Genomic DNA, 24,377 nt, shown 5'->3' on the forward strand with positions numbered 1-24,377 from the left:
CAAAAAAAATACCCGCGCTCAAGAAGCGAACGGGGCCGTCCCACGGCGTTAGCGCACTTAAAAAAGACGCGGCGGAATAAACCCATGCTCACCACAATCCTCATCGCGGTCTTAAGCTTCATCGTTCTGGCCAGCCTGGGCTATGTGTTGACGTCCGACGGCAATGGCTCTCAGGTTGCCGTGAAGCGCGCTCAGGCCATTGCCTCTGCCGATCCCAGTCGTGCCAAACGCCAGAAAAGCCAGAACCGCACGCCCGAAGAACGCCGCAAACAAATTATGCTGCAGCTCAAGGAGTCTGAGCGGCAGGAACGCAAAGCCCGCCTGACCCTGACCGCTCGCATGACTCACGCTGGCATTACCCCGAACCTGACTCGCTTCTGGATCATCAGTGGGATTTTGGGCGTCGTCTTCGCCATAGGTGTATTTCTGCTGAAACCCAACGCTTTGGTGGCTTTGGGCGCAGGCTTTGCTGCCGGCTATGGTTTGCCGCGCTGGGTATTGGGGTTCATGGCGGGGGGGCGCCAGAAAAAGTTTACGCGGGACTTCCCGGACGCCCTCGATATTCTGACGCGCGGCATAAAATCGGGCCTGCCCATTCACGATTCGATCAAGGTCATCGCCCGCGAAGGGGCAGCCCCCCTGGGCCCTGAGTTTCAGCGTCTGGTCGATAATATCGGTGGTGGCCGCACCATTATCGAAGCGCTCGACATCATGTACGATCGTATTCCGACGGCTGAGCTAAAATTCTTCACCATTGTTCTGGCGATCCAGCAAAAGACCGGCGGCAATCTGGCCGAAGCGCTCAACAACCTGTCGACGGTATTGCGCGCCCGTAAGATGATGCGCGAAAAGGTCAAGGCCCTGTCATCCGAAGCCATTGCCTCGGCCTCGATCATCGGCTCCCTGCCGCCGGGGGTGGCGATCATGATCTTCCTGTCGCGGCCTGACTATATCCGCGTCATGTTCACTGATCCGCGCGGTCAGATGATGCTGGCGGCCGGTCTGGTTTGGATGCTGCTCGGCATATTGTCGATGCGCAAAATGATTAACTTCAAGATGTAGCTCATGACCGAATTTGCCGCGCTCATCATGGAACCGGGTAACCTGATCGCGATCGGGGTGGCGGTGCTTGTCTTCTTTACGTGCATGACCATTGGCAAGAGCCTCATTACGGGCCAGGAACTGGATAAGCGGATGAAGGCCGTCGCCCATCGCCGCGACGAACTGCGCCGTCAATCGCGCCTGAGCATAAATAAGGATTCTGGCCTCAGACAGCGCGACGAAGGCCTTTATAAACAGATCGTTGAGCGTCTGAACCTCAAAACCCTGCTGGAAGACCCAAAGGTGGTCGACAGTCTGGCTATGGCCGGGTTTCGCGGCCCGCGCCCGGTTTCGACTTTTTACTTCTTCCGCTTTGTCATGCCGTTTGTGCTGGCAGCCGCAGCAGCGCTTTATGTGCTGGTGATCAATCCGGGCGCACTTCAACCGAACATCAAGCTTTTGGTCGTCGTGGGCGCTCTGGTGGCCGGTTATTATGCGCCGAACATCTACATCCAGAATCTGGCGTCAAAGCGCCGGGATTCAATCGTCGCTGCCTTTCCCGATGCGCTGGATTTGCTGCTGATTAGTGTCGAGGCCGGTATGTCGGTCGAAAGCGCCCTTCAGAAAGTGTCTCAGGAAATTGGTTCCAGTTCGATCGAACTGGCCGAAGAACTGTCTTTGCTGGTGGCGGAACTGTCCTACCTGCCGGAACGGCGTATGGCCTATGAGGGCCTGTCGCGGCGCACCAACCACCCCGGCATTAAATCGGTGTGCACGGCCATGATCCAGGCGGAAAAATTCGGCACGCCGCTGGGGTCGGCTTTGCGGGTCATGGCCAAAGAAAACCGCGAAATGCGTATGTCAGCGGCTGAGAAAAAGGCTGCCGCCCTGCCCGCGCAGTTGACCGTGCCGATGATCGTGTTTTTCCTGCCCGTGCTGTTTCTGGTCATTCTGGGGCCGGTCGCGCTCAAGATCATGGATATGAAGAAATGATTTCATCTCAAAGTTTGTGGCCCTTCGGGCCAAAATACTTTGAGATGGGTCAATAACGAAAAAATCCCCTAGGGGCGGCCCTTCGGGGATTTTTGCTTTAATATTATTGCGCTGATTAAAAATCGTGAGATTTGCGGGGAGTATTAGGCGCCTAGCGCCGCAGGTACAGATAGTACCTGCAAGCGACGGTAACGACATAATCGTCGACACGGGCCGCCCCGCAAAGACCGCGATTTTTACTGGCAGGCGAGGCATTCTTCATAGTCAGTCTTCGCGGCATCAATCATCGAAACGCTGGCTGCCTTAGCCTCGCCGCCGGCGAACGCCGCGCGTTGCACAGACTTGGAGCGCAGATAATAGAGCGATTTGACGCCCTGTTCCCACGCGGTCCAGTGCAGCATGTGCAGGTCCCATTTATCGACATCGCCGGCCAAAAAGATGTTGAGCGACTGCGACTGGCAAATTTCCGGCGCGCGGTCAGCCGCCAGTTCAACCACCCAGCGCTGATCGATCTCAAACGCGGTTTTGAAGATATCCTTTTCGTCGGCACTTAAGGCATCCAGATGCTGGATAGAGCCTTCGTGCTCAACGATCGAATCCCAGATTTCGAGCGTATCGAGACCCTTTTCCGCCAGCAGAGCCTTAAGGTACGGGTTCTTGACCGCAAATGAGCCCGACAGGGTCTTATGGGTATAGATATTGGCCGGGATCGGCTCAATGCCCGCCGAAGTGCCGCCGCAGATGATCGAGATCGAGGCGGTCGGCGCGATGGCCAGCTTGTGCGAGAAGCGCTCCATGACGCCGCGCTCGGCGGCATCAAGGCAAGCGCCGCGCTCTTCGGCCAGTTTCACGCTGGCCTTATCGGCTTCACGGCGCAAGTGCTTGAACAGGCGCAGGTTCCACGACTTGGCCATCGCCGATTCAAACGCGACGCCTTGCGCCTGAAGGAAAGAGTGGAAGCCCATTAGGCCTAAGCCCACCGAGCGTTCGCGCTGGGCGGAATAGATGGCGGCTTCCATCGAATTGGGCGCGCTCTGGATAAAGTCCTCAAGCACGTTGTCGAGGAAGCGCATGATGTCTTCGACAAAACGCGGGTGATCGCGCCATTCAAGGAAGGTCTCGGCATTGACCGACGACAGGCAGCAGACGGCAGTGCGGTCACGGCCCAGATGATCAGCGCCGGTATGCAGCATGATTTCCGCGCACAGGTTGGACTGACGCACTTTCAGACCCAGTTCACGCTGATGCTGCGGCATGGCGCGGTTAACGGTGTCAGCAAAGATCAAATAGGGCTCGCCCGTCTGCATGCGGATTTCGAGAATCTTTTGCCACAGGGCGCGGGCATCGACGAACTTGATGACTTCATTGTTCTTGGGTGAACGCAGGCCGAATGGATTCCCGTCGCGCACGGCTTCCATAAACTCGTCGGTGATCGAAATACCGTGGTGCAGGTTGAGCGCCTTACGGTTAAAGTCGCCCGATGGCTTACGGATTTCGAGGAATTCTTCGATTTCAGGGTGGTGGATGTCGATATAGACCGCCGCCGAACCGCGGCGCAGAGACCCTTGTGAAATCGCGAGCGTCAGCGAATCCATCACGCGGATGAAGGGGATGATGCCGGATGTCTGACCGGCACCCTTAACCTTTTCACCGATGGAGCGCACGCCGCCCCAATAGGTGCCGATGCCGCCGCCATTCGATGCCAGAGCGACGTTTTCGTTCCAGGTGCCGACAATGCCTTCGAGGCTGTCTGGCACCGAATTCAAAAAGCACGAGATCGGCAAACCGCGCGACGCACCACCGTTCGACAGCACCGGCGTGGCCGGCATGAACCACAATTGCGAAATATAGTCATAGATACGCTGGGCGTGTTCGGCGTCGTCGGCATAGGTGGTGGCCACGCGCGCAAACATATCCTGATAGGATTCCCCCGGCATCAGGTAGCGGTCATCGAGGGTCTTCTTGCCGAAGTCAGTCAGCACCGCATCCCGCGACGGATCGGTAACCACCTGTTTTACAAGCTTGAATTCGGCGCGCACCTTGGGGCGCACCTCCATAAAGGACTTCATCATCGGCACAGCTTCACGTTTGACGGCATCATTTACGGACATATAACTCACCCAGATAACTTTTACGGCCCAGCCCCGGACCCGGTTTGGAAGATCGCCAGCAACTACATCTAGTGGGAAGCGACACCCTCTTGCCCACATATAGCGCCACAACCGGACTCTGCCGTCAAACGGTTTTTGGTTAAAAAAGTCCTAACATCGTGCATAACCCTGTGAGTGAATATCCAGGGCCTTACAGGGCTTGGGATCGGCAATTTCCCCTGCGACGTGTACGGATTTAAAGAATCGTCGAGGGAGTTTCCGACAGGTACCGGTCAAGCTTGTTTTCGCGGTCAACCAGCACGACTCTGGGGACAACTGGATCAGAGGTCAATTCGAAACCCATAATGATAATCTGCTCGGATTCAGCGATCAGGTGCGCCGCCGCACCATTCATGGCGATCTTGCCCGATCCGCGCTCACCGGTGATGACATAGGTTTCAAGCCGCGCGCCAGAGGTATTGGACACCACCAGCACCTTTTCGCCTTCCCACAGGCCCACCGCATCCATCAGGTCTTCGTCGATGGTGATCGAGCCGATATAGGCCAGATTGGCTTCGGTCACATAGGCATTGTGGATTTTGGAACGGAGCAGGAAACGCATGAGAGCCACAGGGTCTGATTAGGAAAGGGGCCGGAAATACCAGCTATGCCCCGTTGAGGCCAGACGTTTCTCAGCCCGCAAAACCGCCGTCAGCCAGAAACGCCGCTTCTTCCGGCGTCGTTTCGCGCCCCAGCACCGCGTTGCGATGGGGAAAGCGCCCAAACCGGACAATAATATCCCGGTGTTCTATGGCGTAGGCCAGACTGTCCCCGCCCAGAGGCTCATTCAGCCGCACACTGCATTCCTGATCAGCAAGGTCTTCTGAATGCATAAACGGCAAATAGATAAAGCCGCGCAGCAGGGGCTCAATCTCCATATCCTGACCGGCGGCAATGGCTGTGTCCGCTACCGTGCGCGCCAACGGGTCCGTGGCGAACATATGGGCCGTGCCGCGAAAGGCATTACGCGGAAGCTGATCCAGCAGGATCAGCAGCTCCAGCGCCCCCTCCGCCGTCTGCGTCCAGTCATCCAGCGTGCGCGCAGCCGCCTTCATATGCAGATCGTGGCAAAGGCCGTAAAGCGGGCATCGAAGTCATCATTTTTGGCAAACCATGCCTGCGGCCCGGCATCGCGCCAAAACTCGATGACCTGTGAAAGCTTAGTCAACCCAAAGATCATGCACATCGCCCTTACGGTTGAGCATATGCAGGGCGCGCTTGATGACATTGATAAGGTTTTCAACCCGTTCGGGCTGATCATAGGTCAGGGCCGCGCGGTGGAGGCCGTCCAAGGCAAAGCGCGCCAGATCGCGGCTGGCCTGAAAACGGGCATCGATCCCCGCCGTGATAAAGCCCGGTGTGGCATTACCCATGGCTCCCTGATCAAAGGCTTCCTGAGCCGGACGAATGGCCTTGGCCACATCAGCATCCTGACGGGCCGCGCGCTCCAGCGCCAGAAAGGCCGAAAACGGCACGGACGACAGCAGGCGCCAATAGGCATCTACGGCCCCGTCAAGCGCGTCTTGCCCCGGTTTAAGCTTGGCCGCCTCGGCCTCAAACATAGCTTCGCGGGCGGCGTGAATATGCCAGGCCGCCGCCTCAACCAGAGCTTCACGGGTCGGAAAATGATACAGCATCGCCCCGCGCGTCAGGCCGCAGGCCTCGGCGATGGCGGCATTGCCGGCGCGGTCATAGCCCAGTTCGGCAAACAGCCGCATTGAGGTGTCGAGAATCTGCAACCGCGTACGACGCGACTTCGGCGTGTCCCGCGGGGTCACATCCTTCGAAGCCGGGTCCTTAACGGGCATGTCTTTACGGCGATCGCTCATGGCAGGTCTTTGAAACAACTTTCTTTAGGGCTTGTACCACATTATACCGATGTCGCGGCTAAATTTACATATTGTGCAGTGCAAACCTTGGCTTATCCTTTCTAATTAAGGCATTTGCGCGGTGTGGCAAGCTTGCATTTCAACAAATTCACACGCAACTGACGCTTTGTGCGCATTTTCAGTCTACCCTATGTCGTAAATATGAGAAATAACTCTGACATAGCGGATCATCTTAAGCTATACGACGGGGGACATCGTGATGTTACAAACTGTATCTATCTTCGTCGTCGTGTTCATTTCGGGTGAGAGGGAAGCTTAAAGCCTTGCGTATCTTGCTGGCCACCGATGCATGGGAACCCCAGGTCAACGGGGTCGTGACCACATTGAAGCGCACGCTCGACGAATGCCGCGCTCTGGGTCATGACTTTGAAATCATTCAATATAATGAATTCAAAACCGTTTCCTGGCCTGATTACAAAGAAGTCAAGCTGGCGCTCGGCTGCTACGAAGAGGTGCGCGAACGCATCCTGATGTATGCGCCTGATGCCGTTCACATCGCCACCGAAGGCCCGGTAGGGCTGGCCGCGCGCCGGGTGTGCGTGGAGTGGGGCCTGCCGTTTACCACCAGCTATCACACCAAATTCCCGGAATACGTCTCGGCGCGTCTGCCGCTGCCGCTAAGCGTCGGCTATGCCTATATGCGCTGGTTCCATAAGCCGTCAGGCCGGGTCATGGTGGCGACCCCGACCCTGCAAAAGGATCTTGAGGCCCACGGCATCAAAAACGTCTCTCCGTGGACACGCGGTGTCGATACCGTCATGTTCCGCCCCGATCTTGAGCCGATCTATGGTGACCTGCCCCGCCCGATCATGGCCTATGTCGGGCGTGTGGCGGTCGAAAAGAATATCGAAGCCTTTTTGTCGCTCGATGTCCCCGGCACCAAGGTGATCGTCGGCGGCGGTCCGCAGCTCGAAGAACTTAAGGTCAAATATCCCAAGACCATCTTTACCGGCCCGCGCTTTGGCGACGAACTGGCGCGGTCCTATGCCGATGCCGATGTGTTTGTGTTCCCGTCCCTGACCGACACCTTTGGACTGGTGATCCTTGAAGCCATGGCGACCGGCACACCGGTGGCGGCTTTCCCGGCCCATGGACCGATCGACATCATTCCGGGCTCAAACGCCGGCGTCATTAACGACGACCTGAAAATCGCCACCGAAGAGGCGCTGAAACTCGATCCGAAAAATGTACGCGCCTATGCTGAGAAGTTTTCCTGGCGGGCCTGTGCCGAAGAGTTCGTGCGCAATCTCCAGCCCCTGCCTCAGCCGGAAAAGGCCCGTATCTGGACTCGGCTTAAGGCGCTCAATCCGATCCGCAAACGGCGTAAAACCGCTTAGATTTAATGACTGTCAGGTGCGGCCATCACCACCTGCGTACGGGCAGCCTGCTTGACCTTATCATGCAGGCTGTCATCCAGCGCGATCAAGCCGCGCCCTTTGAGATAACCGCCCTTCCCCGCCGCGGCGTCGGACACAAACTCATTCATATAGCCTTCAAGACCCGGCACGAACTTTAAGTGCGCCTTCTTGACGTATATGAACAAAGACCGCGCCAGCGGGTAACGGCCGGAGGCAATATCCGTGGGCGTAGGCATTACACCGTCTATTTTGGCGACCTTCACCTTGTCCTTGTTTTCCTCATAGAAGGAATAACCGAACACCCCGAGCGAATCCGGCGTCTTGGTCAGAACACTCAAGGTGGCATTGTCATTTTCACCGGCATTGACGTAACGGCCATCTTCGCGGATCGAGCCGGTTAGCTGCTTAAAGCGCTTTTCATTGCGGGTCTTGATATCCCTCAGCAGCGGATAGGCCGCCCCGCCGCTTTCCATACCCAGTTCAACAAAGGCATCGCGCGTACCCGACGTCGACGGCGGGCCGTACACCAGTATTTTGCGGTCCGGCAATCCTGCCGAAATCTGGTTCCAGCGCACATAGGGGTTGGGATCAAACGCGCCGTAGCGCAGCACGTCCTTCGACAGGGCCAGATAGAGCATATCCAGCCGGAAATCGTAGTCCGGGTTTTGCTTGTTCATGGCGATGACGACGCCGTCATAGCCAATCTGAAGCTCGATAATTTCCCCCACGCCGTTCTTTTGGCACATCTCGTACTCGGACGGCTTCATGGGCCGAGACGCATTGGCAACGTCAGGGGTGCTGCCGCCCAACCCTGAGCAGAACAGCTTGATGCCGCCGCCGGTGCCGAGCGATTCGATCTTGGGGGCCTTGGTGCCATACTTGCGCATGTAATATTCAGCTACGCGCGTGGCGAACGGAAACACCGTCGATGATCCTGCCGCCCACACATAGTCGCGTTGCATCTGCGCCGAGGCCGAAACCGGCGACATAGAGATCAACATGGCGACAGAGAGAGACAAGAGCGGCTTATACATAGGACAGCGGTTCCATGAGTGAGGCCGCTTCATATGACAGTTTCGTGACAAAAACCAGCCACAGAAAAAAGCCGCCCCCACCACAAGGCAGGGACGGCTTTCATTGTCAGCTTACGCAGCCCTTAAGACTTCGGGCGCGCCATTGGCTTCAAGGTCTTGATGCCGCCCTTGATGGCCGCATGTTCGGCGGCCGGCAACGGTATCAGACCGCGCTGCTGGAGGTAGCCGCCCTTGCCCGTCGCCGCATCCGAAACATATTCGTTGATGAAGGCGTCAAGACCCGGCGTGACGCCGATATGGGCCTTTTTGACGTAGATATAAAGCGAACGCGACACCGGATATTTGCCGGTGGCGATAGTTTCCGGGGTCGGGGCCACACCGTTGATGGTGGCCACCTTCACCTTATCCATGTTCTCCTCAAAGAAGGAGTAACCGAACACGCCCAGAGCGCCCGGTGTCTTGGTCAGGGTGCCGATGATGGCGTTATCGTTTTCACCGGAATCGACCCATACGCCGTCTTCGCGAATGGCCGAGCCCATTTCCTTGAACTTCTTCTCGTCCGAAGCCTTGAGCGCCTTGAGCGCTGGGAACTTAGCCGCACCGGCTTCGAGCGCCAGTTCGTTCCAGGAATCGCGAGTACCGGACGTGGTGGGCGGCCCGTACATCAGGATCTTGCTCTTGGGCAGGTTTGGATTGATCTGATGCCAGCCCTTATAAGGGTTCTTCACATACTGACCGTAGCGCAGCACGTCCTTGGACAGGGCCAGGTAAAAATCGACATCGCGGAAGGCATAGTCTTTGCCTGTTTTGGCGGTGGCGATGACGATGCCGTCGTAACCGATCTTGATTTCCAGAATGTCGTTGACGCCCTTGGCCTTACAGGCGTCGAATTCCGATTTTTTCATCGGACGTGAGGCGTTGGCGACGTCCGGCGTGCCCGCGCCAATACCGGCGCAAAAGGCTTTGAAACCGCCACCGGTGCCGAGGCTTTCAACCTTGGGCGCCTTGGCGCCGCTCTTGCGGCCATAGTTTTCCGCGACGCGGGTGGTGAACGGGAACACGGTCGATGAACCGGCGGCCCAGACGTAGTCGCGTGAGGCCTGCGCAGAGGCGGAACCGGCGACGGCAAAAGCGGCCACAGCGGCTACAGCCAAAATGATCTTTTTCATGGAAATTCTCCTGATGCCCGGTGCTTTTACGCCCGCTATGTGACAGTTCAATGAAGCTATTGTCACATTTCTCAGAGTTTTGTCCGCGTTCGGAGAATTTTCACAGGAGGTGTTTACGGATCGCCTGCGAGAGAAAATCGATTCCGGTTACGGCAATTATAATGATGATAGCAATGGCCGAAGTATTTGCATAATCAAAGCTTTGGAGGTTGTCGAACAAAACGGCACCTATACCGCCCGCCCCAATCAGACCCAGAACCGTGGCCGAACGCGCACTTGATTCAAACCGGTAAAGCGCAAACGAGGTCCACAGGGGTGCTACCTGCGGGAACACCCCCCAGACGATTTCATGCAAACGGTTGCCGCCGGTGGCGCGCACGCCCTCGACCGGGGCCTTATCAATCGCTTCCACAGCCTCGGAAAACAACTTGGCCAAAACCCCAGCATTGTGCAACGATAACGCCAAAACACCCGCCAAAGCGCCTGGCCCAACAGCTACTAGAAATAATGTAGCCAAAACCAGTTCATTGACCGACCGTAAGATATCCATCAGGCGGCGAGCGATCTGCACGATCCACTGCGGGGCTATGTTTGAGGCACATAGCAGACTAAACGGTACAGCCATAATGACGGAAGCCACCGTCCCCCAGATGGCGATCTGGATCGTCAACCACATCTTATCGACATAGTTGCGCCAGTCAGAGAAGTCGGGATGCATGTACTCTTTTAAAAGGGTCTGGGTGTTGGCAGAATTGGTAAACAGCTTAGGGAGATTGTCCATCTCCACAGCCTTAAAACTGATTGCCAGCACAAATATCAGCACCGCCCAGCCGCCATAGGTAATCAGGCGCGACATGAACGAGGTCGTGGGCGGGGCCAGATGGCTGATATCAGACGCGGCGGTTTTGGACATGAGGCTCTCTTATTGGGCCGACGCGGACGCATCCGCCTTAGCCTGAACCGGCGGCGCTTTTTTGATATAGGCAGCCTCTTCGACCTTGAGGGCGTCATAGGCGGCCTGAGCCTTGTCTATCGCTGCCACATCCCCGGCATTTTTGGCCTGCTGCAAGGCCTGAGTGGCCTCCATCAAACGCACCGGAATAAAGTGGTTGTTGTCGTCCGGCTTGAAATTGCCGAAATACAGAGCCCGCAGCACGGCCCGCTGACGGTCGGCCTCAGCCCCCTCGCCCGTCCCATAGGTCAGGAAAAATGAGCGCAGCTTTTCCTTAGCCGCCGGATCGAGATCCTTACGGTAGATCAGCACATCATTGGGCAGAACCGGCGAATTCCAGATCACCTTGATCCTGGCGAACTTTTCCGGATTGGTCTCTTCCAGTTCCCATAGCGCCGTCGAATTATTGGTCGCTGCATCGATCACACCGGCGGCCACAGCTTCGATATTGGCCTGATGGGAGGCCGAGCGGACATTCTTAAAGCAGGTGTTAGGCTCTTTGCCCTGCGGCAGGAAGAAATAGGTCAGCGGCGCCAGCGTACCGGACGTTGATTTAACATCACCCATGCCAAAATTCAGCGTCTTATCGCATGTCAGCAACTGCTCCGCTGTAAGCGTTGATTTAGCGGGGACAATGATAACCGAAGTATAGCCTTCGACCCCATCAGGATAGGTCGAATGGGCAAAGACTTCGCCTTCGGCACGGCGGATGGCCTCAAGCCCGGCGGCATTGGAGAACCAGCCCGCCTGCACCTGATTGAAACGCATCCCCTCAATCAGGGTGGTGTAGTTCGACGAATAGAACGGGCGAATGTTCAGACCCGTTTCCTTGCGCATATCCTCAAACAGCGGCGTCCACAGCTTCTCAAGATCCTGCGCCTTTTCGACCGACAGAACCGAGAACGCGATTTCCGGATTGGTTGCGGCCTCATCGGGCTTTGAGCATGACGACAGGCCAAGCAGGCCTGCCCCCGCCACAGCGGCCATCGCGCTTAAGATAAAATGTTTGCGCTTCAGCATCAGGATACCGCTCCTTCCCAGTAAGCGTCTTCGATCTCTTCGCCGTAGATGTCTTTGAGTTTATCTCCGCTCAGCCCCCCGGCCGGGCCATCATAGACGATAACCCCGTCCTTGAGCGCCAGTATGCGGTCACAATAGCGTTTGGCATAGTCAACCTGGTGCAGGGTAACGATCACCCCGACCTTATCCTCAGTATTGACCTTGACCAACAGCTCCATGACCTTGCGCGCCGTCACCGGATCAAGCGACGCCACCGGCTCATCGGCCAGAATGACCTTGGCGTCCTGCACGATGGCACGCGCAATCGCGCCGCGCTGCTGCTGCCCGCCGGATAAGGTATTGGCGCGTTGATTGGCTTTTGAGGCCACGCCGACATGATCAAGGGCGCGCATCACCGCCATTTTCTCATCCTTCGACCACAGGCCGAAAAAGCCGCGCAGGCCATTGACCTTACCAAGATGCCCAAGAGCGGCATTGGTGAACAACGACAACCGGCCTACCAGATTAAACTGCTGGGCGATCATGCCCAGATTCATGCGCGCCTGACGGACATTGCCGGCCAGACGGCCTTTGGACTGAATGGCCTGCCCCATGACCTTGATGTCACCGCTTGAGGCATCATCGATCAGCAGCCCGCCGATCGAGCGTAGCAGGGTTGATTTGCCTGAGCCCGACGGCCCGATCAGGGCAATGCGCTCAGGCTTATCCATGGTGAAGGAGACATTGTTGAGGGCCTTAAGCGTTCCGCGCGGTTTGGCACCGTCGGCCTTGATCGTATAGGTTTTGGAGACAGCGCTCACCTCGACCAGCGGCTGCGGCATATTTATACCCCCAAATTCCACGCGAAACCACGCTGCGGCTTAAACGACAGCGTCACCAAATGATTAACGTCCCTACCCTTGCCCAAGTTTTGTAGTTTTGGCAACCACTTCGGTAACTCAGGGCCGCCAAAAGCGTCACCGCGCCACATCGAAAACTTGGGCCAAAACCCGCAAACTTTCAAAAGCGGATCATAGGGTTAATTGAATAACATCGTTATATGAAACTTCACATTTCTGGCCTTTACACCGGGGCCTATATCTATATATTCCGCGCTTCCGGCGGACCCCGAAACATGCGGTCTCATGTGGGTCCAGATACGTTGATAAGGTATCTGGCATGAGACTAGAGAAACACTCTGCTAACGTCGGTCTGGGTTTAAACTTTATCTTGGGTGTCTGTGGATGGAAATCTTCCCTACGGCCCTGGACCTGGTCCGCAAGCAGTCTCCGGAACGTCCCGTCGCTATGGTGCGACGTGCTGCTGTTTCCGTCGCGGCCCAATGGTTTCAGGCTAATTTCAAAGGCGATGTCTTTTATGCCGTCAAGGCAAATCCGTCGACGTGGGTGATTGAAACCCTGCGCGATGCGGGGATTTCGTCGTTCGATGTGGCATCGTTAGGCGAAGTCGAACTGGTGCGTTCCTTAGCCCCCGAAGCGCGTCTAGCATTCATGCATCCGGTCAAGAGCCGCTCAGCCATTACCCGCGCCTATTTTGATTACGGCGTGCGTACCTTCAGCCTCGATACCCATGACGAACTGCGCAAGATTCTGGATGCCACCGGCAATGCCAAGGACCTGAACCTGATCGTGCGTCTGGCGACCTCCGGCGAAGGCTCGAACCTACCGCTGACCAATAAGTTTGGCGCTCAGGCGCACGAAGCGCCCGCCCTACTGCTGGCCACCCGTCAGGCCACCCAAGACCTGATGGGCATTTCGTTCCATGTCGGTTCGCAATGTATGCGCCCAACCGCCTATGCGGCGGCTATGTCCGCCGCCTCGCGCTCACTGGTGCGGGCCGGTGTGTTTGCCGATATCGTCGATGTCGGCGGCGGCTTCCCATCGGTCTACCCCGGCATGGTGCCACCGGCTCTGGCCGAATATATGGATGTCATCGACCGCGCCTTCGAGGATATGAAGGTACACGAAACCACTGAGCTGTGGGCCGAACCCGGCCGATCATTAGTGGCGGAGTCGACCTCGGTCTTGACGCGCGTTGAACTGCGCAAGGGCGATGCCCTGTACCTCAATGACGGTTCCTACGGCACCTTGTTTGACGCCACCCACGCCAAATGGCCGTTCCCGGTTAAACTGGTGCGGGCTGATGGTACTGACGCTGAGGGCGAACTGCGCCCGTTCCGTTTCTATGGCCCGACCTGTGACTCCATCGACCACATGCCGGGGCCGTTCTGGCTGCCTGCCGATGTGCGCGAAGGCGACTATATCGAAATCGGCATGCTGGGCGCTTACGGCGTGGCTATGGCGACCGGCTTCAACGGCTATGGTCAGACCGACACAGTGTTTATGGACGATGCGCCCATGGCCTCCCTGTTTGGGCTTGGCCCGCGCCATATCTCGACACCGCGCAGCGCCTACGACACCTATGAAGACAATAAGGTCGTGCGCCTGAACCGCCCCAAAGGTGGCAAACGCGGCAAAAAGCGGAGCAAGTAAGGATACCCCCTCTGACACTTTAAGCTTTGCTTAAAATGTCAGCTCCCCCTGCCACAGGGGGAGTTCTTATAGGCGTCACAAAACACTCATCAAAACCTTATTTGCCAAAGCCTTTCGCTTGGTTTATAGGAGCCGCAGTTTTTATCTTAGTTGCGCTAACACACCGCTCTTAGAGCACAGATTTGCCTCCCCATCGCGCCGTCTGGGGGATTACGGGCACTCCCTCTCCGCAAGGGGAAGGGGGCGCATGGGGGAAACTGGTTTCCCCCATGATGTAATGACGGGCGTCCACCTTAATCTCCTCTCAAAGGACCAAGAGATGAACGCTGATACCCCCCAATCAAACACCAAAGCCGCCCTGCTGTCTGAGACGGTAGAGCACGTCGATATGACCTCGTTCGACGCGCGCCCGATCATTGACGCCATGCGCAAGATGTCGTTTTCGTCGCGAGATACCGCCCGCGCCGCTGACATCTTCAACATGGCCCTCGAAGACAAGGCCTGCTCGCCCTGGCTGATCCTGGCCGGTTCGACCTCGGCCGGCGGCTGCATGCACGTCTACCGTGACATGGTGAAGTTCGGCATGATCGACGCGGTTGTGGCCACGGGTGCCTCGATCGTCGACATGGATTTCTTTGAGGCCCTCGGCTTCAAGCACTATCAGGCCGCCGGTCAGGTGGACGACAATGTCCTGCGTGACAACTATATCGACCGCATCTACGACACCTATATCGACGAAGAAGAGCTTCAGGCCTGCGATCACACGATTCTGGAAATCTGCAACCGCCTTGAGCCGCGCGGCTATTCCTCGCGTGAGTTCATCTGGGAAATGGGCAAGTGGCTGTCGGAAGGCAATGCCAAAAAGCCCGGTTCGTTGATCCAGACCGCCTATGAGAACAATGTGCCGATCTTCTGTCCGGCCTTTGTCGACTCATCCGCCGGTTTCGGCCTTGTCAAGCACCAGAAAGAGCGCATTGCCGCCAAGCAGCCTTACCTGATGATCGACGCGGTGGCTGACTTCCGCGAACTGACCGACATCAAGATTGCCGCGGGCACCACCGGCCTGTTCATGGTCGGCGGCGGCGTGCCGAAGAACTTCGCTCAGGACACGGTCGTCTGCGCTGAAATCCTCGGCGTCGAAGCCGATATGCACAAATATGCCGTCCAGATCACGGTCGCCGACGTGCGTGACGGCGCCTGCTCGTCCTCGACGCTTAAGGAAGCCGCTTCGTGGGGTAAGGTCGACACCACCTTTGAACAAATGGTCTTCGCAGAAGCGACAACGGTCGTGCCACTGATCGCCTCGGACGCCTATCACCGCGGCGCCTGGAAGAACCGCGAAGCCCGCGGCTGGGCCAAGCTTTTCTTATAAAAATGTCATAAAAAATGAGGTTTTTCTCATTTTATCTCTTTCCTTTTTGGAATTAGGACTTATGTAACATCCATCGGCTATGATGTATCGCAACAGCGAAATTATAGCCCACAAGTCAGTCGCCGGAATCATCCCCCCCCTCGAAACCGGCGACATGCGCGGCCGTCCTTGCCCCCCAAGGACGGCCGTTTCTATTTGCGGCGAGGCGCCGCGGCCGATACTTGGAGTGGGCGGAAAGGTCAGCGCTTAACGGCCAGCCTTTAAGATCACCAAACCATTACGATGATGATGAATAACCAACGGCACCTGTTGCCGGTTGGTCAGGTTAAGCCGCTCCAGCAACAGAGCCTCATCCGTCGTTTCGCTGATAAAGCCGTTATGTTCGACCCAAGCCACGAGCCGGCAATTGATATCGGAAACGTCAGCCACCTGATCTGAACCTGTAACCTTAAGCCCCGTGCTGCGCAGCAGGTACTCATAGGTAAACGGAAAAATGGGCTGCACCCGCGCGTCGGGATAGGTCAAGCCACGCACCACACCGGACGGGCACGCCTGCGCATTGACCCGCACCACCTCAGCCCCCCGCCACACGGGCTTCATGGTCAGTTCCGCCCACGACACCGGCAGGCTCATCACCACCGGGATCAGCACAAATATAGCTGCCGCCCCTTTGCGCAACCGCGACGGCTCATTGCGCCAGACCTCATTCACCGCAAACGCCAGCAGCAGAACTAATGCCGGAAAACCGACCGCAAAATAACGATAGTGCAGGATCGGCACCTTGGCTGAAATTACGAACGGCCCAATCAGAAAGATCACCGCCACCACCGCGACCATCAACCCGGACCGACGAAACACGGGCGATCTTAACGCCGTAACCAACGCCATCGCCCAAATGATTAACACCCAGACCGGTCCGATAAATACCCGCAAAATACCGTCGATCGTGCTTTTGATATGCTCAGGCGCAAAGCTGATCCAGCCGATATTGCGCAGGGTTCCACCTTCCTGATGATGCACGCCCATGAACCAGATCAGGAACGGCACACTGCACGCCACCCCAATAATTAGCCCCGCCCGCCAGACCTCCGTGCGCCGGGAAACCAGACCTTCGACCACTAGTGCCGCCGCCAAGCCCCCCGCAAACAGTGCGCCGTAAACATGACTTAAGGCCGTCACCGCGCCGAGTACCGCCAACACCGCAACCCACCCGCGCCCCTCTCGGACGAAACTCATGACCAGCACGGCAAGCACGGCGCTTAAACCTATGGCCAGCACATAGGCGCGCACCTCCTGCACATAGATCAGCGTCGCACTATTCAGCGAAAACAGGATCGCCAGCCCATATCCCAAAAGCGCCCTACCATCACGGCGCATAGTCATGACAATCGCCGCTACCGTGGCCGCGACCACCGTAAAATTCAGGATCAAACCCGCCAATCGCGCATCCGGCACGATTTGCCTTAAGCCGTACAGCAGCCAGAAATGCAGCGGCGGGTTGGTCTCATAGCGCAGGCGGTCAAACTGAAGCTGCCACGGGCTAATCGTTGGATCAGTCGCCCAGACCGTGAACAACTCATCGGTCCACAGTCCGCCACGACGGGCATTGATCACGAACAGAACGCAAAAAACGGTTCCGGCCAGAACACACAGCCCCAGCCAAAACCGTTCATTATTTATGTCTTTGCGATCCATGCCCTGAGCATTTCTCAGGGCTGACTGGAAAGCAATATAATTTAGGCCGGACGACCCGACGCCAGCGCACCATAAAGATCGGTGCGGCGGTCGCGGAAGAAGCCCCAGGCCGCACGGTGCGTGTTTAAGTAATCCAGATCGAACGTGTGCACCAGCACACCTTCGTCCGTGGCGCCAAACTGCTCAACCAGATCGCCACGATGATTGGCGATAAAGCTGTGACCATAGAAGGTCTGGCCGGCCTCAGTGACCTGCTCATGACCGATGCGGTTAGATGCGACCACCGGCACGACATTCGATACAGCATGGCCCTGCATGGCACGCTGCCACGGGGCGGCGGTATCGAGCGAGGTATCGTGCGGTTCGGAGCCGATGGCGGTCGGATACATCAAAATCTCCGCTCCCATCAGCATCATCGAACGCGCCGTTTCCGGGTACCACTGATCCCAGCAGATGCCGACACCGATCTTGGCAAACTTGGTGTCCCAGACCTTGAAACCGGTATCGCCCGGCCGGAAATAGTATTTTTCCTGATAGCCCGGTCCGTCAGGGATATGGCTCTTGCGATAGACGCCCAAGGCCTCACCGCCCGCATCGATCATGACCAGACTGTTGAAATAGTGCGGCCCTTCGCGCTCATAGATCGAGACCGGGATGGCGACGTTCAGTTCCCGCGCCAGTTCGGCCATAGCGATCACCGCCGGATGGCTGCGCCATTCATAGGCCGTGGCAAACCATTTTTCTTCCTGAGAGACGCAGAAGTACGGCCCCTGAAATAGCTCCGACGGCAGGATGACCTGAGCGCCTTTGGCGGCGGCTTCGCGCACAAAGGCTTCGGTTTTTTTGATATTGGCAGCCATGTCATCGCCGTAAGACGTCTGGATGGCGGCTACGGTAAGGGTGCGGGTCATAAGCAAACTCAGATAAGGCGCAGGTTATGCGCGGATTAACGGCACTTGCTGGCTGATGCAGTGGAATGATCCGCCGCCGGTCAGAATGGCTTCGGACGACAGCCCAAGCACCGTCCGCTCCGGGAACAGGCTTTGCAGCGCTTCCACCGCCATTTCGCCGGGACGGTCATTATAGATCGGCACGACCACACAGTCATTGGCGATCAGAAAGTTCATATGGGAAGCCGGAATGATTTCGCCATCTTCATCCAGCGTTTTTCCAGGCGACGGTATGCGCACGACCTGAAGCGGCATACCGCGGGCATCGGTTTGCTGGCTAAGGAACTTGGCCGTGGCGTCATATATTTCGGCATTGGGATCATCCACGCCAAACGCGACCGGGCACGCCACCACGCCGGGGGCCACAAAGCGCGCCAGATTGTCGATATGGCCGTCAGTGTGGTCATTGAGCAAACCATCCCCCAGCCAGATGATCTTCTTGGCCCCAAGCGCCTCGGCCAAGGCCTGCTCCGCCGTCGATTGCGTCCAGTCCGGGTTGCGGTTCGGGTTGAGCAGGCACTGACGCGTGGTCAGCACGGTGCCAAAGCCATCGTGATCGAGCGATCCACCTTCGAGAATAAATTCATGTAATTCAGAGGCATGGCCATCGGCCGTGGTGATCTGGGCGGCGACCTGATCGTCATATTTCAGATGATACTTGCCCCCCCAGCCGTTATTCAGAAAGCTGATTGGGCGGGCGGCGTGATGATCCTTACCGTCCTTGTCGATCGAGACATAGATCGGGCCGGTGTCGCGAAACCAGATATCGCCGAACTTGCCGTCGATAATCTCAACTTTTTTCAGGTCACCGAGCATATCTTCGGCAGCCTTGCGCGCCGCGTCGCCCATGACCATCAGCTTGACCTGTTCATCACCGGCTTCGGCCAGCACGCGCGCCAGAGCGGCCACTTCGGCCTGAGCCGGGATCAGGTCTTCCTGCCACAGGTTTTCATGACTGGGAAAGCCCAGCCACATAGCCTGATGCGGTTCCCACTCCGCCGGCACAACGCGGTCGTCGGAAAAGCCGTTGGCGGCGGGCACATTCTTGGTCATTCAAAACGTCCGGTCTATGCAGGTAAATTGTGCGGTCATTTATACGTCTGACCTTATGATATCCTCTTTAAGCGCCTCATACACATAAGAAAAGGTCTTGCCTATAACCAGACGCGCTCGCGCACAAAAAAACACAAGTGCGTGTCCCCGTTGCACAAACCGGGCTGCACAAAAAAGCGGCCCCTGCACAAAACAGGAGCCGCTGATTTTAGGTCAAAGAGAGACTGCTCTTAGAACTGGGTACGCAGGGTCGCAGAGATCGTGCGCGGTGCACCCAGTTGGTACAAGACAGCACTGGCGCCGGCAACATTAGCACCGATGTTGTTAACATATGGCTTCTGGTTATCTACGTAACCCGTGCCATGCAGGTACTTTTCGTCGAAGAGGTTCTGTACATTCAACTGCACGTAGGTGCCCTTACGGAACTGCTGCAGATCATAACGCATACTGGCGTTCCAAACCGTGTATTTTGGAGCCACTTCGTCATTGACGTAGCTGTAGAAGCGATCGCCAACATACTTGGCATTCAGGTTAAGGTTCAGGTTCGATGTAATATCGAAGTCCATACCAACGGTCCACATCCACTCAGGCATACCGGTCAGAGACTTACCCTTGGTCGGAATTACTGCGGTGGTACCGTTCGGTATATCACCTTGCATTTCGGTGTCTGTCCAGGTCAGGCCCGCGTTCAGCACCAGGTTTTCAACCGGAGAATAGTTGGTATAGGCTTCGAAACCCTTACGCTTAACTTCACCGACGTTGGTGTCGGTGTAGGTGTCGGTTTCAGCGTCATAGGCCTGAACGATACGGTCCTTGTCCGTAGCCGAGTAGATAGTTGCCGTAGCGTTGAAGTTTGACTGGGCATAACGATAACCCAGTTCAAATGTGTCGGAAATTTCCGGGTTCGGGTTTTTAACCCGCATAGCGTTATCGATCAGAACGACGTTATAATAAACGTCGGTACGAGGGGCAGACATGGACTGCGCGAAGGTACCGAAAATCTGGCCACCGTGATCAAAGTTCCAGGTCACACCAACGTTAGGCATGGTCTTGGAAAAGCTGACGGTACGCTGATAAGGCGTGAAGTAGCGGGTAGAACCCGACCCCTGCAGGGTGACAACATTAACGTCGCTGTCAGCGGTTGGGGTCGTTGTAGCGATGTTCTGCGTGGTACAGTACGGGTTGTTCGAACCACCACCGGCAACCGGCGAATAACAGTTCTGGTTAAGCTCGCGCTCAAGCTTCTGGTGACGGATACCAGCCGACACAAACAGCTTTTCCTCGAAGAAGCGACCACGGTATTCACCTGAGATCACATCAACGTCTGCATAAGAAAGACGATCACGACGGCGCAGGATGCTGCCGTCAGCGGTTGCAATCCGAAGATCGTGATCGACTTTACCGGCAAACACGTTCGGGGCTGAACCGTCAGCGTTACGTAGAACCTGCTCACCCGATTGACGGTGACGAGCACGGTCGAACGAAGCACTCAGCAGGAAGGTGCTAAGATCATTGAAGCGATAGATGGCCGCAGATTGCAGCGAATAGCGCATCGTATTGGTGATGTTCGGACGATAAAGCTGAACAACATTAGAAACACCATTTCCGTCAACGTCCACATAAGGAACGGTAGAGAACAGTGAACCACGAAGTTGTGCGCTATTTTCGTTGATAGTACCGGTCGAACCGCCCAAGGCCATGGTATATTGGAAGCTGGGGTCAACGGTCAGGGTCAGTTTGTCGTTGATAACCCACTTCGACTTGATGCGGACGTTGCCGGTATCGGACGGGTTAATCGTGGCGCGGTTCTGGAAGGTGTCATTACCGTAACCCATGGTCGAGATCTGAGCCTTGCTCTGACGCGGCATGAAGTTGTTACGGTTTTCATTCCAGTGAACAGCAGCGCTGATGAACGAACCCTTGTCGCCTATGTTCTGATAGACCATAGCGTTGTACTGGTTCTTTTGCAGCTTACCTTCGTCATTCATATTGACTTCGTTAGCCCAGGTATCGGTATGCGTACCGGTGTAGGCAATATAGGCGCGAGTGCCGAACGGGCCAAAAGCACCGGAGTCAACCTTAACAAAACCGTACTTATGTTCTTCTTCGCCGTAAGCCAGCTTCAGCGTGGTGCCGAAATCTTCGTTTGGGATACAGGTTGCCACGTTGACAGTACCGCCCGTGGCCGAAGATGACATCGAGTCGATGTCTGTAGCGCCTGTCGATACGCTTGCCGAACACAGAAGCTCGGAGTCGATCATCTGGTTGGTATAAACGGCATAGTTGCCGCTATCATTAAGCTGGAGACCATCAACCGCGATGGAAACGCGGGCGCTGTCTAGGCCACGCATCATGATTTCACCACCCGATGACCCATAGGCATCGTTGCTGGTGAAATTGTAACCCGGAATGGTGTTCAGGGCATCGGCAAACGTGTTGCCCGATGCGTCCTTCAGCAACGAATCCTGACCGATAGTGGTCTTGGCCTTGGGGCCGCGCTCGCGCTTGTTAGCGCCGACATTACGGTTTCCGGCGACGACCACTTCGGTGATGCGATCGATTTCCTGAGACGCCGTCGATTGGGCGGTCGCCGTGTTGGCGACAAACAGACCCGCCAGAGCCGAGCTGGCCAGGATCAGTGCTTTATTAAATTTCATGGTAGGAGTATCCCCTCTCCAAGGTTTAAATGACTAAAAACTACACCGCACCCGCGTGGAGATGGCGACCGGGAAGGATCACGCCACCTCGCAGGTGCAAAACGTGTTAATCCTTTAGTAGCTTTTCAGCCGCTTTTTGAGCGAAATCTGCAAAGGTTTTGTGACATTTGTGACGTTGGAAACCAGATGCGCCTTTATTGTCACATATTCGCGTCACAAGATTGCCTTAAGCTATCCGTTGAAAGGGCCCGCGGTTTAGGATACGCCTCACGCACGCCTTTATAGTGCGATGTGCCCCAATTTCTTGTGATGTGCCATGACCTCAGATACCGCCGCCCCCCGTCTGTCTTTGACGCACATAAGCCTGTTGGCCATCGCCGCACTCACCGTCGTGCGCGTGGCCTTGTTGTTCACGACCTATCTTGATCTCTATCCGGATGAAGCCCAGTACTGGCTGTGGTCGCGGGAGCTGGATTTCGGCTACTATTCCAAACCGCCAATGATCGCCTGGGTCATCCATCTGGCGACCGCTATAGGCGGCAATGGTGAGGGGTTTGTGCGACTGTTTGCGCCGCTATTACATGCCGGATCGGCCACGGCCTTACTCTTTGCGGGCACGCGGCTTTATAACGAAAAGACCGGGGCACTGGCGGCCCTGATCTATAGCCTGATGCCGGGCGTTGTACTATCTTCGGGTGTCATTTCCACCGATGCCTGCCTGCTGTTTTTCCTGTCGCTCAGCCTGCTCGTCTATGTCGAGTTTTTGCATGGCCGTGGCAAGCGCCCGCTGTTTTTGGCGTTCCTGCTGGGCCTGACATTTGGTGGCGCTTTCCTTAGCAAATATGCCTGTCTCTATTTTCTGCTGGGGGCGGTCATTCACGCCGCCTTTGATCCCCGCGCCCGGTCGCGTTGGTCATGGCAGGCCCTGTTGATCTGGGCGTTGACCTTTGCCTGTGTGATTGCGCCCAACATCATCTGGAACGCCACCCACGGCTTTCAGACGGTGGCCCACACCGCCGACAATGCCAACTGGCAAGCGGATTCGCTGTTCCATCCGCTGTCGATGCTTAAATTTTTAAGCCATCAGTTCGGTGTGTTCGGCCCGGTGCCGTTTGGGATGCTGGTCATCGGCCTGATCGCCTTTTCCCTTAACCGCGCGTCGGTGTCACCGGATACCGAACTAGGCGGCGGATCTCGTAACCGCGACCTGATGCTGATCTGTTTTGCCCTGCCGCCGCTGGTGTTCGTCACTATTCAAGCCCTGCTATCGCGCGCCCATGCCAACTGGGCGGCCTCAAGCTATGTGCCGGGCAGCCTGTTGGCGGCGACCTGGCTTTACGGGGTGATCACCTCCCTGCCCTACCGCCGCAAGGGCGTGCTGAAAACGGCAATCGCTGTGGCCCTGTGGGCCGGTCTGGCCTTTCAGGTCGCCGTCGCGGGCGTGTTCATGTACGGGATCACTTCGCCCGAAGCCACTCAGGCTATGGGCATGGCGTCGGGAATGAAGCGCGCCCGCGGCTGGGAGGCGGCGACCCAAACCGTATTGGCCGAGGCCGAAGTCGCCCTGGCGCGCGGTGAACCTTTGAGCGCCATCGCCGTCGACGACCGGTTCTTATATAATTCCATGGCCTATTACGGCCGCGACTGGTTTAAGGCCCATCCGGATATCCCGCTCAAAAACTGGGTGCGCGAAATCAACCCCCACTCCCACAGCGAAACCCACATGCCCCTGACGGCAGAAACGGGGCGGCATGTGCTGCTGGCCAATCTGACCGAGCGCTTCGTGATCGATATGCGTCAGGATTTTAAGCGCACCTCTGAGCCGCGCCTTGTTCAGGTGCCGATCGACCATAAGCGCCTGCGCGATGTCCGGCTATTCTACGGTTATGATTTTGCCCGCGCCCCGCGTGATCCGGCGACCGGCCACCCAATTGTCGATGGCAAGGTGCACGAATAGTCAGAGCACGTTCAATTTCGTCTTATCCAGCACCGCTAACACCGGCGCCAGTTCGCGCCCGCGTTTCAGGATTAGCCCCGCCTGATTAAACACAGCAAACGCCCCCTGTTTGCGACTTAAGGCCGGGCGTTTTTCGATGCGATAAAGTGGCGCTTCGCTGGTGCGGCGAAAGACATTAAACGACACGGCATCGGTAAAGGTATCGATACCGTAATCGCGCCAGTCGCCCGCCGCCACCTTTTGCCCGTACAGGCGCAGGATCAGCTCAAGTTCCTTGCGCTCAAAAAACACCGGGCCGCGCGGGGCGGGATGGGCGGCACCCAAATCCTGAATACTCATGCCAGACCTGTCAGGGTATAGAGACCATTGTAGTACGCCCTAAGTCGCTCAGATTGGCAAGACTCCGCGCACAATTTGAAGCCCTAAAACCACGTTTCCAAACAAAATGAAGCTAACAATAAATGACCTTAATTTGGCCGTTCATTTGCCTGGATGGGGCGTAAATATATTTGTGTCGGTTGGGCCGCCAAGAGCGGGTTCCCCCCTGAACAGCCCCCCCACAGCCCGAACCGGTTCGGGGCGGCTCAACCGATAA

General features: G+C 56.7%; 20 protein-coding genes. 6 read left to right on the forward strand and 14 right to left on the reverse strand.

All coding sequences use genetic code 11. The features are described 5' to 3' along the window. Window positions 1–84: 84 nt before the first annotated feature. Both IE102_RS00790 and IE102_RS00795 read left to right on the forward strand, forming a co-directional pair. Entirely contained in the window at window positions 85–1,062 is a 978-nt protein-coding gene (locus tag IE102_RS00790) for a type II secretion system F family protein (protein ID WP_189484479.1), read from the forward strand. 3 nt (window positions 1,063–1,065) lie between these two features. Further along, a complete protein-coding gene (locus tag IE102_RS00795) occupies window positions 1,066–2,034 on the forward strand; it encodes a type II secretion system F family protein (protein WP_189484480.1) in 969 nt (322 codons plus the stop codon). A 236-nt stretch (window positions 2,035–2,270) separates the two neighbouring features. On the opposite strand, the gene IE102_RS00800 is transcribed toward IE102_RS00795, so the two are convergent. From IE102_RS00800 to IE102_RS00815, 4 genes are all read right to left on the reverse strand, one after another. Further along, the gene (locus IE102_RS00800) at window positions 2,271–4,145 is read right to left on the reverse strand and encodes a ribonucleoside-diphosphate reductase subunit alpha (protein ID WP_189484481.1); all 1,875 of its coding nucleotides are present in this window, start codon (window positions 4,143–4,145) and stop codon (window positions 2,271–2,273) included. A gap of 235 nt (window positions 4,146–4,380) precedes the next feature. Beyond that, complete coding sequence (panD, locus tag IE102_RS00805; RefSeq protein WP_189484482.1) at window positions 4,381–4,746, reverse strand: aspartate 1-decarboxylase; 366 nt, start codon at window positions 4,744–4,746, stop codon at window positions 4,381–4,383. 70 nt (window positions 4,747–4,816) lie between these two features. After that, window positions 4,817–5,239: a DUF924 family protein gene (locus tag IE102_RS00810; protein ID WP_308429892.1), complete on the reverse strand. Its 423-nt coding sequence runs from the start codon at window positions 5,237–5,239 to the stop codon at window positions 4,817–4,819. Window positions 5,240–5,344: 105 nt separating this feature from the next. Next, window positions 5,345–6,013: a TetR/AcrR family transcriptional regulator gene (locus IE102_RS00815; RefSeq protein WP_189484483.1), complete on the reverse strand. Its 669-nt coding sequence runs from the start codon at window positions 6,011–6,013 to the stop codon at window positions 5,345–5,347. Between the two features lie 323 nt (window positions 6,014–6,336). On the opposite strand from IE102_RS00815, the gene IE102_RS00820 reads away from it, so the two are divergent. After that, window positions 6,337–7,410: a glycosyltransferase family 4 protein gene (locus tag IE102_RS00820; protein WP_189484484.1), complete on the forward strand. Its 1,074-nt coding sequence runs from the start codon at window positions 6,337–6,339 to the stop codon at window positions 7,408–7,410. A gap of 2 nt (window positions 7,411–7,412) precedes the next feature. Here the strand turns inward: IE102_RS00820 and IE102_RS00825 are convergent, their stop codons facing one another. From IE102_RS00825 to IE102_RS00845, 5 genes are all read right to left on the reverse strand, one after another. After that, entirely contained in the window at window positions 7,413–8,420 is a 1,008-nt protein-coding gene (locus IE102_RS00825; RefSeq protein ID WP_229807504.1) for a substrate-binding domain-containing protein, read from the reverse strand. Window positions 8,421–8,587: 167 nt separating this feature from the next. Next, window positions 8,588–9,634, reverse strand: a complete 1,047-nt coding sequence (locus IE102_RS00830) for a substrate-binding domain-containing protein (protein WP_189484486.1) — start codon at window positions 9,632–9,634, stop codon at window positions 8,588–8,590. Window positions 9,635–9,734: 100 nt separating this feature from the next. Then, window positions 9,735–10,547, reverse strand: a complete 813-nt coding sequence (phnE, locus tag IE102_RS00835; protein WP_189484487.1) for a phosphonate ABC transporter, permease protein PhnE — start codon at window positions 10,545–10,547, stop codon at window positions 9,735–9,737. A 9-nt stretch (window positions 10,548–10,556) separates the two neighbouring features. After that, the gene (gene phnD / locus IE102_RS00840; RefSeq protein WP_189484488.1) at window positions 10,557–11,606 is read right to left on the reverse strand and encodes a phosphate/phosphite/phosphonate ABC transporter substrate-binding protein; all 1,050 of its coding nucleotides are present in this window, start codon (window positions 11,604–11,606) and stop codon (window positions 10,557–10,559) included. Next, window positions 11,606–12,427, reverse strand: coding sequence for a phosphonate ABC transporter ATP-binding protein (locus tag IE102_RS00845; protein WP_189484489.1), 822 nt, complete (start codon window positions 12,425–12,427; stop codon window positions 11,606–11,608). Before IE102_RS00845 ends, phnD begins: the two co-directional genes overlap by 1 nt. Window positions 12,428–12,829: 402 nt before the next feature. Here IE102_RS00845 and IE102_RS00850 point away from each other — a divergent pair, with 402 nt between their 5' ends. Together IE102_RS00850 and IE102_RS00855 are read left to right on the forward strand one after the other, a co-directional pair. Then, entirely contained in the window at window positions 12,830–14,098 is a 1,269-nt protein-coding gene (locus tag IE102_RS00850; protein ID WP_189484490.1) for a type III PLP-dependent enzyme, read from the forward strand. 319 nt (window positions 14,099–14,417) lie between these two features. After that, the gene (locus tag IE102_RS00855) at window positions 14,418–15,470 is read left to right on the forward strand and encodes a 1,9-bis(guanidino)-5-aza-nonane synthase (RefSeq protein WP_444541747.1); all 1,053 of its coding nucleotides are present in this window, start codon (window positions 14,418–14,420) and stop codon (window positions 15,468–15,470) included. 246 nt (window positions 15,471–15,716) lie between these two features. Here the strand turns inward: IE102_RS00855 and IE102_RS00860 are convergent, their stop codons facing one another. The 4 genes from IE102_RS00860 to IE102_RS00875 form a co-directional block, all read right to left on the reverse strand. Continuing rightward, on the reverse strand, window positions 15,717–17,165 hold the full coding sequence (locus IE102_RS00860; RefSeq protein ID WP_189484491.1) for a glycosyltransferase family protein: 1,449 nt from the start codon (window positions 17,163–17,165) through the stop codon (window positions 15,717–15,719). A gap of 41 nt (window positions 17,166–17,206) precedes the next feature. Continuing rightward, a complete protein-coding gene (aguB, locus tag IE102_RS00865; protein WP_189484492.1) occupies window positions 17,207–18,076 on the reverse strand; it encodes an N-carbamoylputrescine amidase in 870 nt (289 codons plus the stop codon). Between the two features lie 24 nt (window positions 18,077–18,100). After that, window positions 18,101–19,168 carry an agmatine deiminase family protein gene (locus IE102_RS00870; protein WP_189484493.1) on the reverse strand — a complete coding sequence of 356 codons (1,068 nt, stop codon included), beginning with the start codon at window positions 19,166–19,168 and terminating at the stop codon, window positions 18,101–18,103. Between the two features lie 230 nt (window positions 19,169–19,398). Next, window positions 19,399–21,825: a TonB-dependent receptor gene (locus IE102_RS00875; protein ID WP_189484494.1), complete on the reverse strand. Its 2,427-nt coding sequence runs from the start codon at window positions 21,823–21,825 to the stop codon at window positions 19,399–19,401. Between the two features lie 316 nt (window positions 21,826–22,141). On the opposite strand from IE102_RS00875, the gene IE102_RS00880 reads away from it, so the two are divergent. Continuing rightward, window positions 22,142–23,782, forward strand: coding sequence for an ArnT family glycosyltransferase (locus IE102_RS00880; protein ID WP_189484495.1), 1,641 nt, complete (start codon window positions 22,142–22,144; stop codon window positions 23,780–23,782). On the opposite strand, the gene IE102_RS00885 is transcribed toward IE102_RS00880, so the two are convergent. After that, window positions 23,783–24,121 (reverse strand): DUF2794 domain-containing protein, encoded by a 339-nt coding sequence (locus tag IE102_RS00885; RefSeq protein ID WP_189484496.1) that lies wholly within the window; start codon window positions 24,119–24,121, stop codon window positions 23,783–23,785. Window positions 24,122–24,377: the final 256 nt, after the last annotated feature.

This window comes from Asticcacaulis endophyticus (assembly GCF_014652575.1).
GTDB lineage: Bacteria > Pseudomonadota > Alphaproteobacteria > Caulobacterales > Caulobacteraceae > Asticcacaulis > Asticcacaulis endophyticus.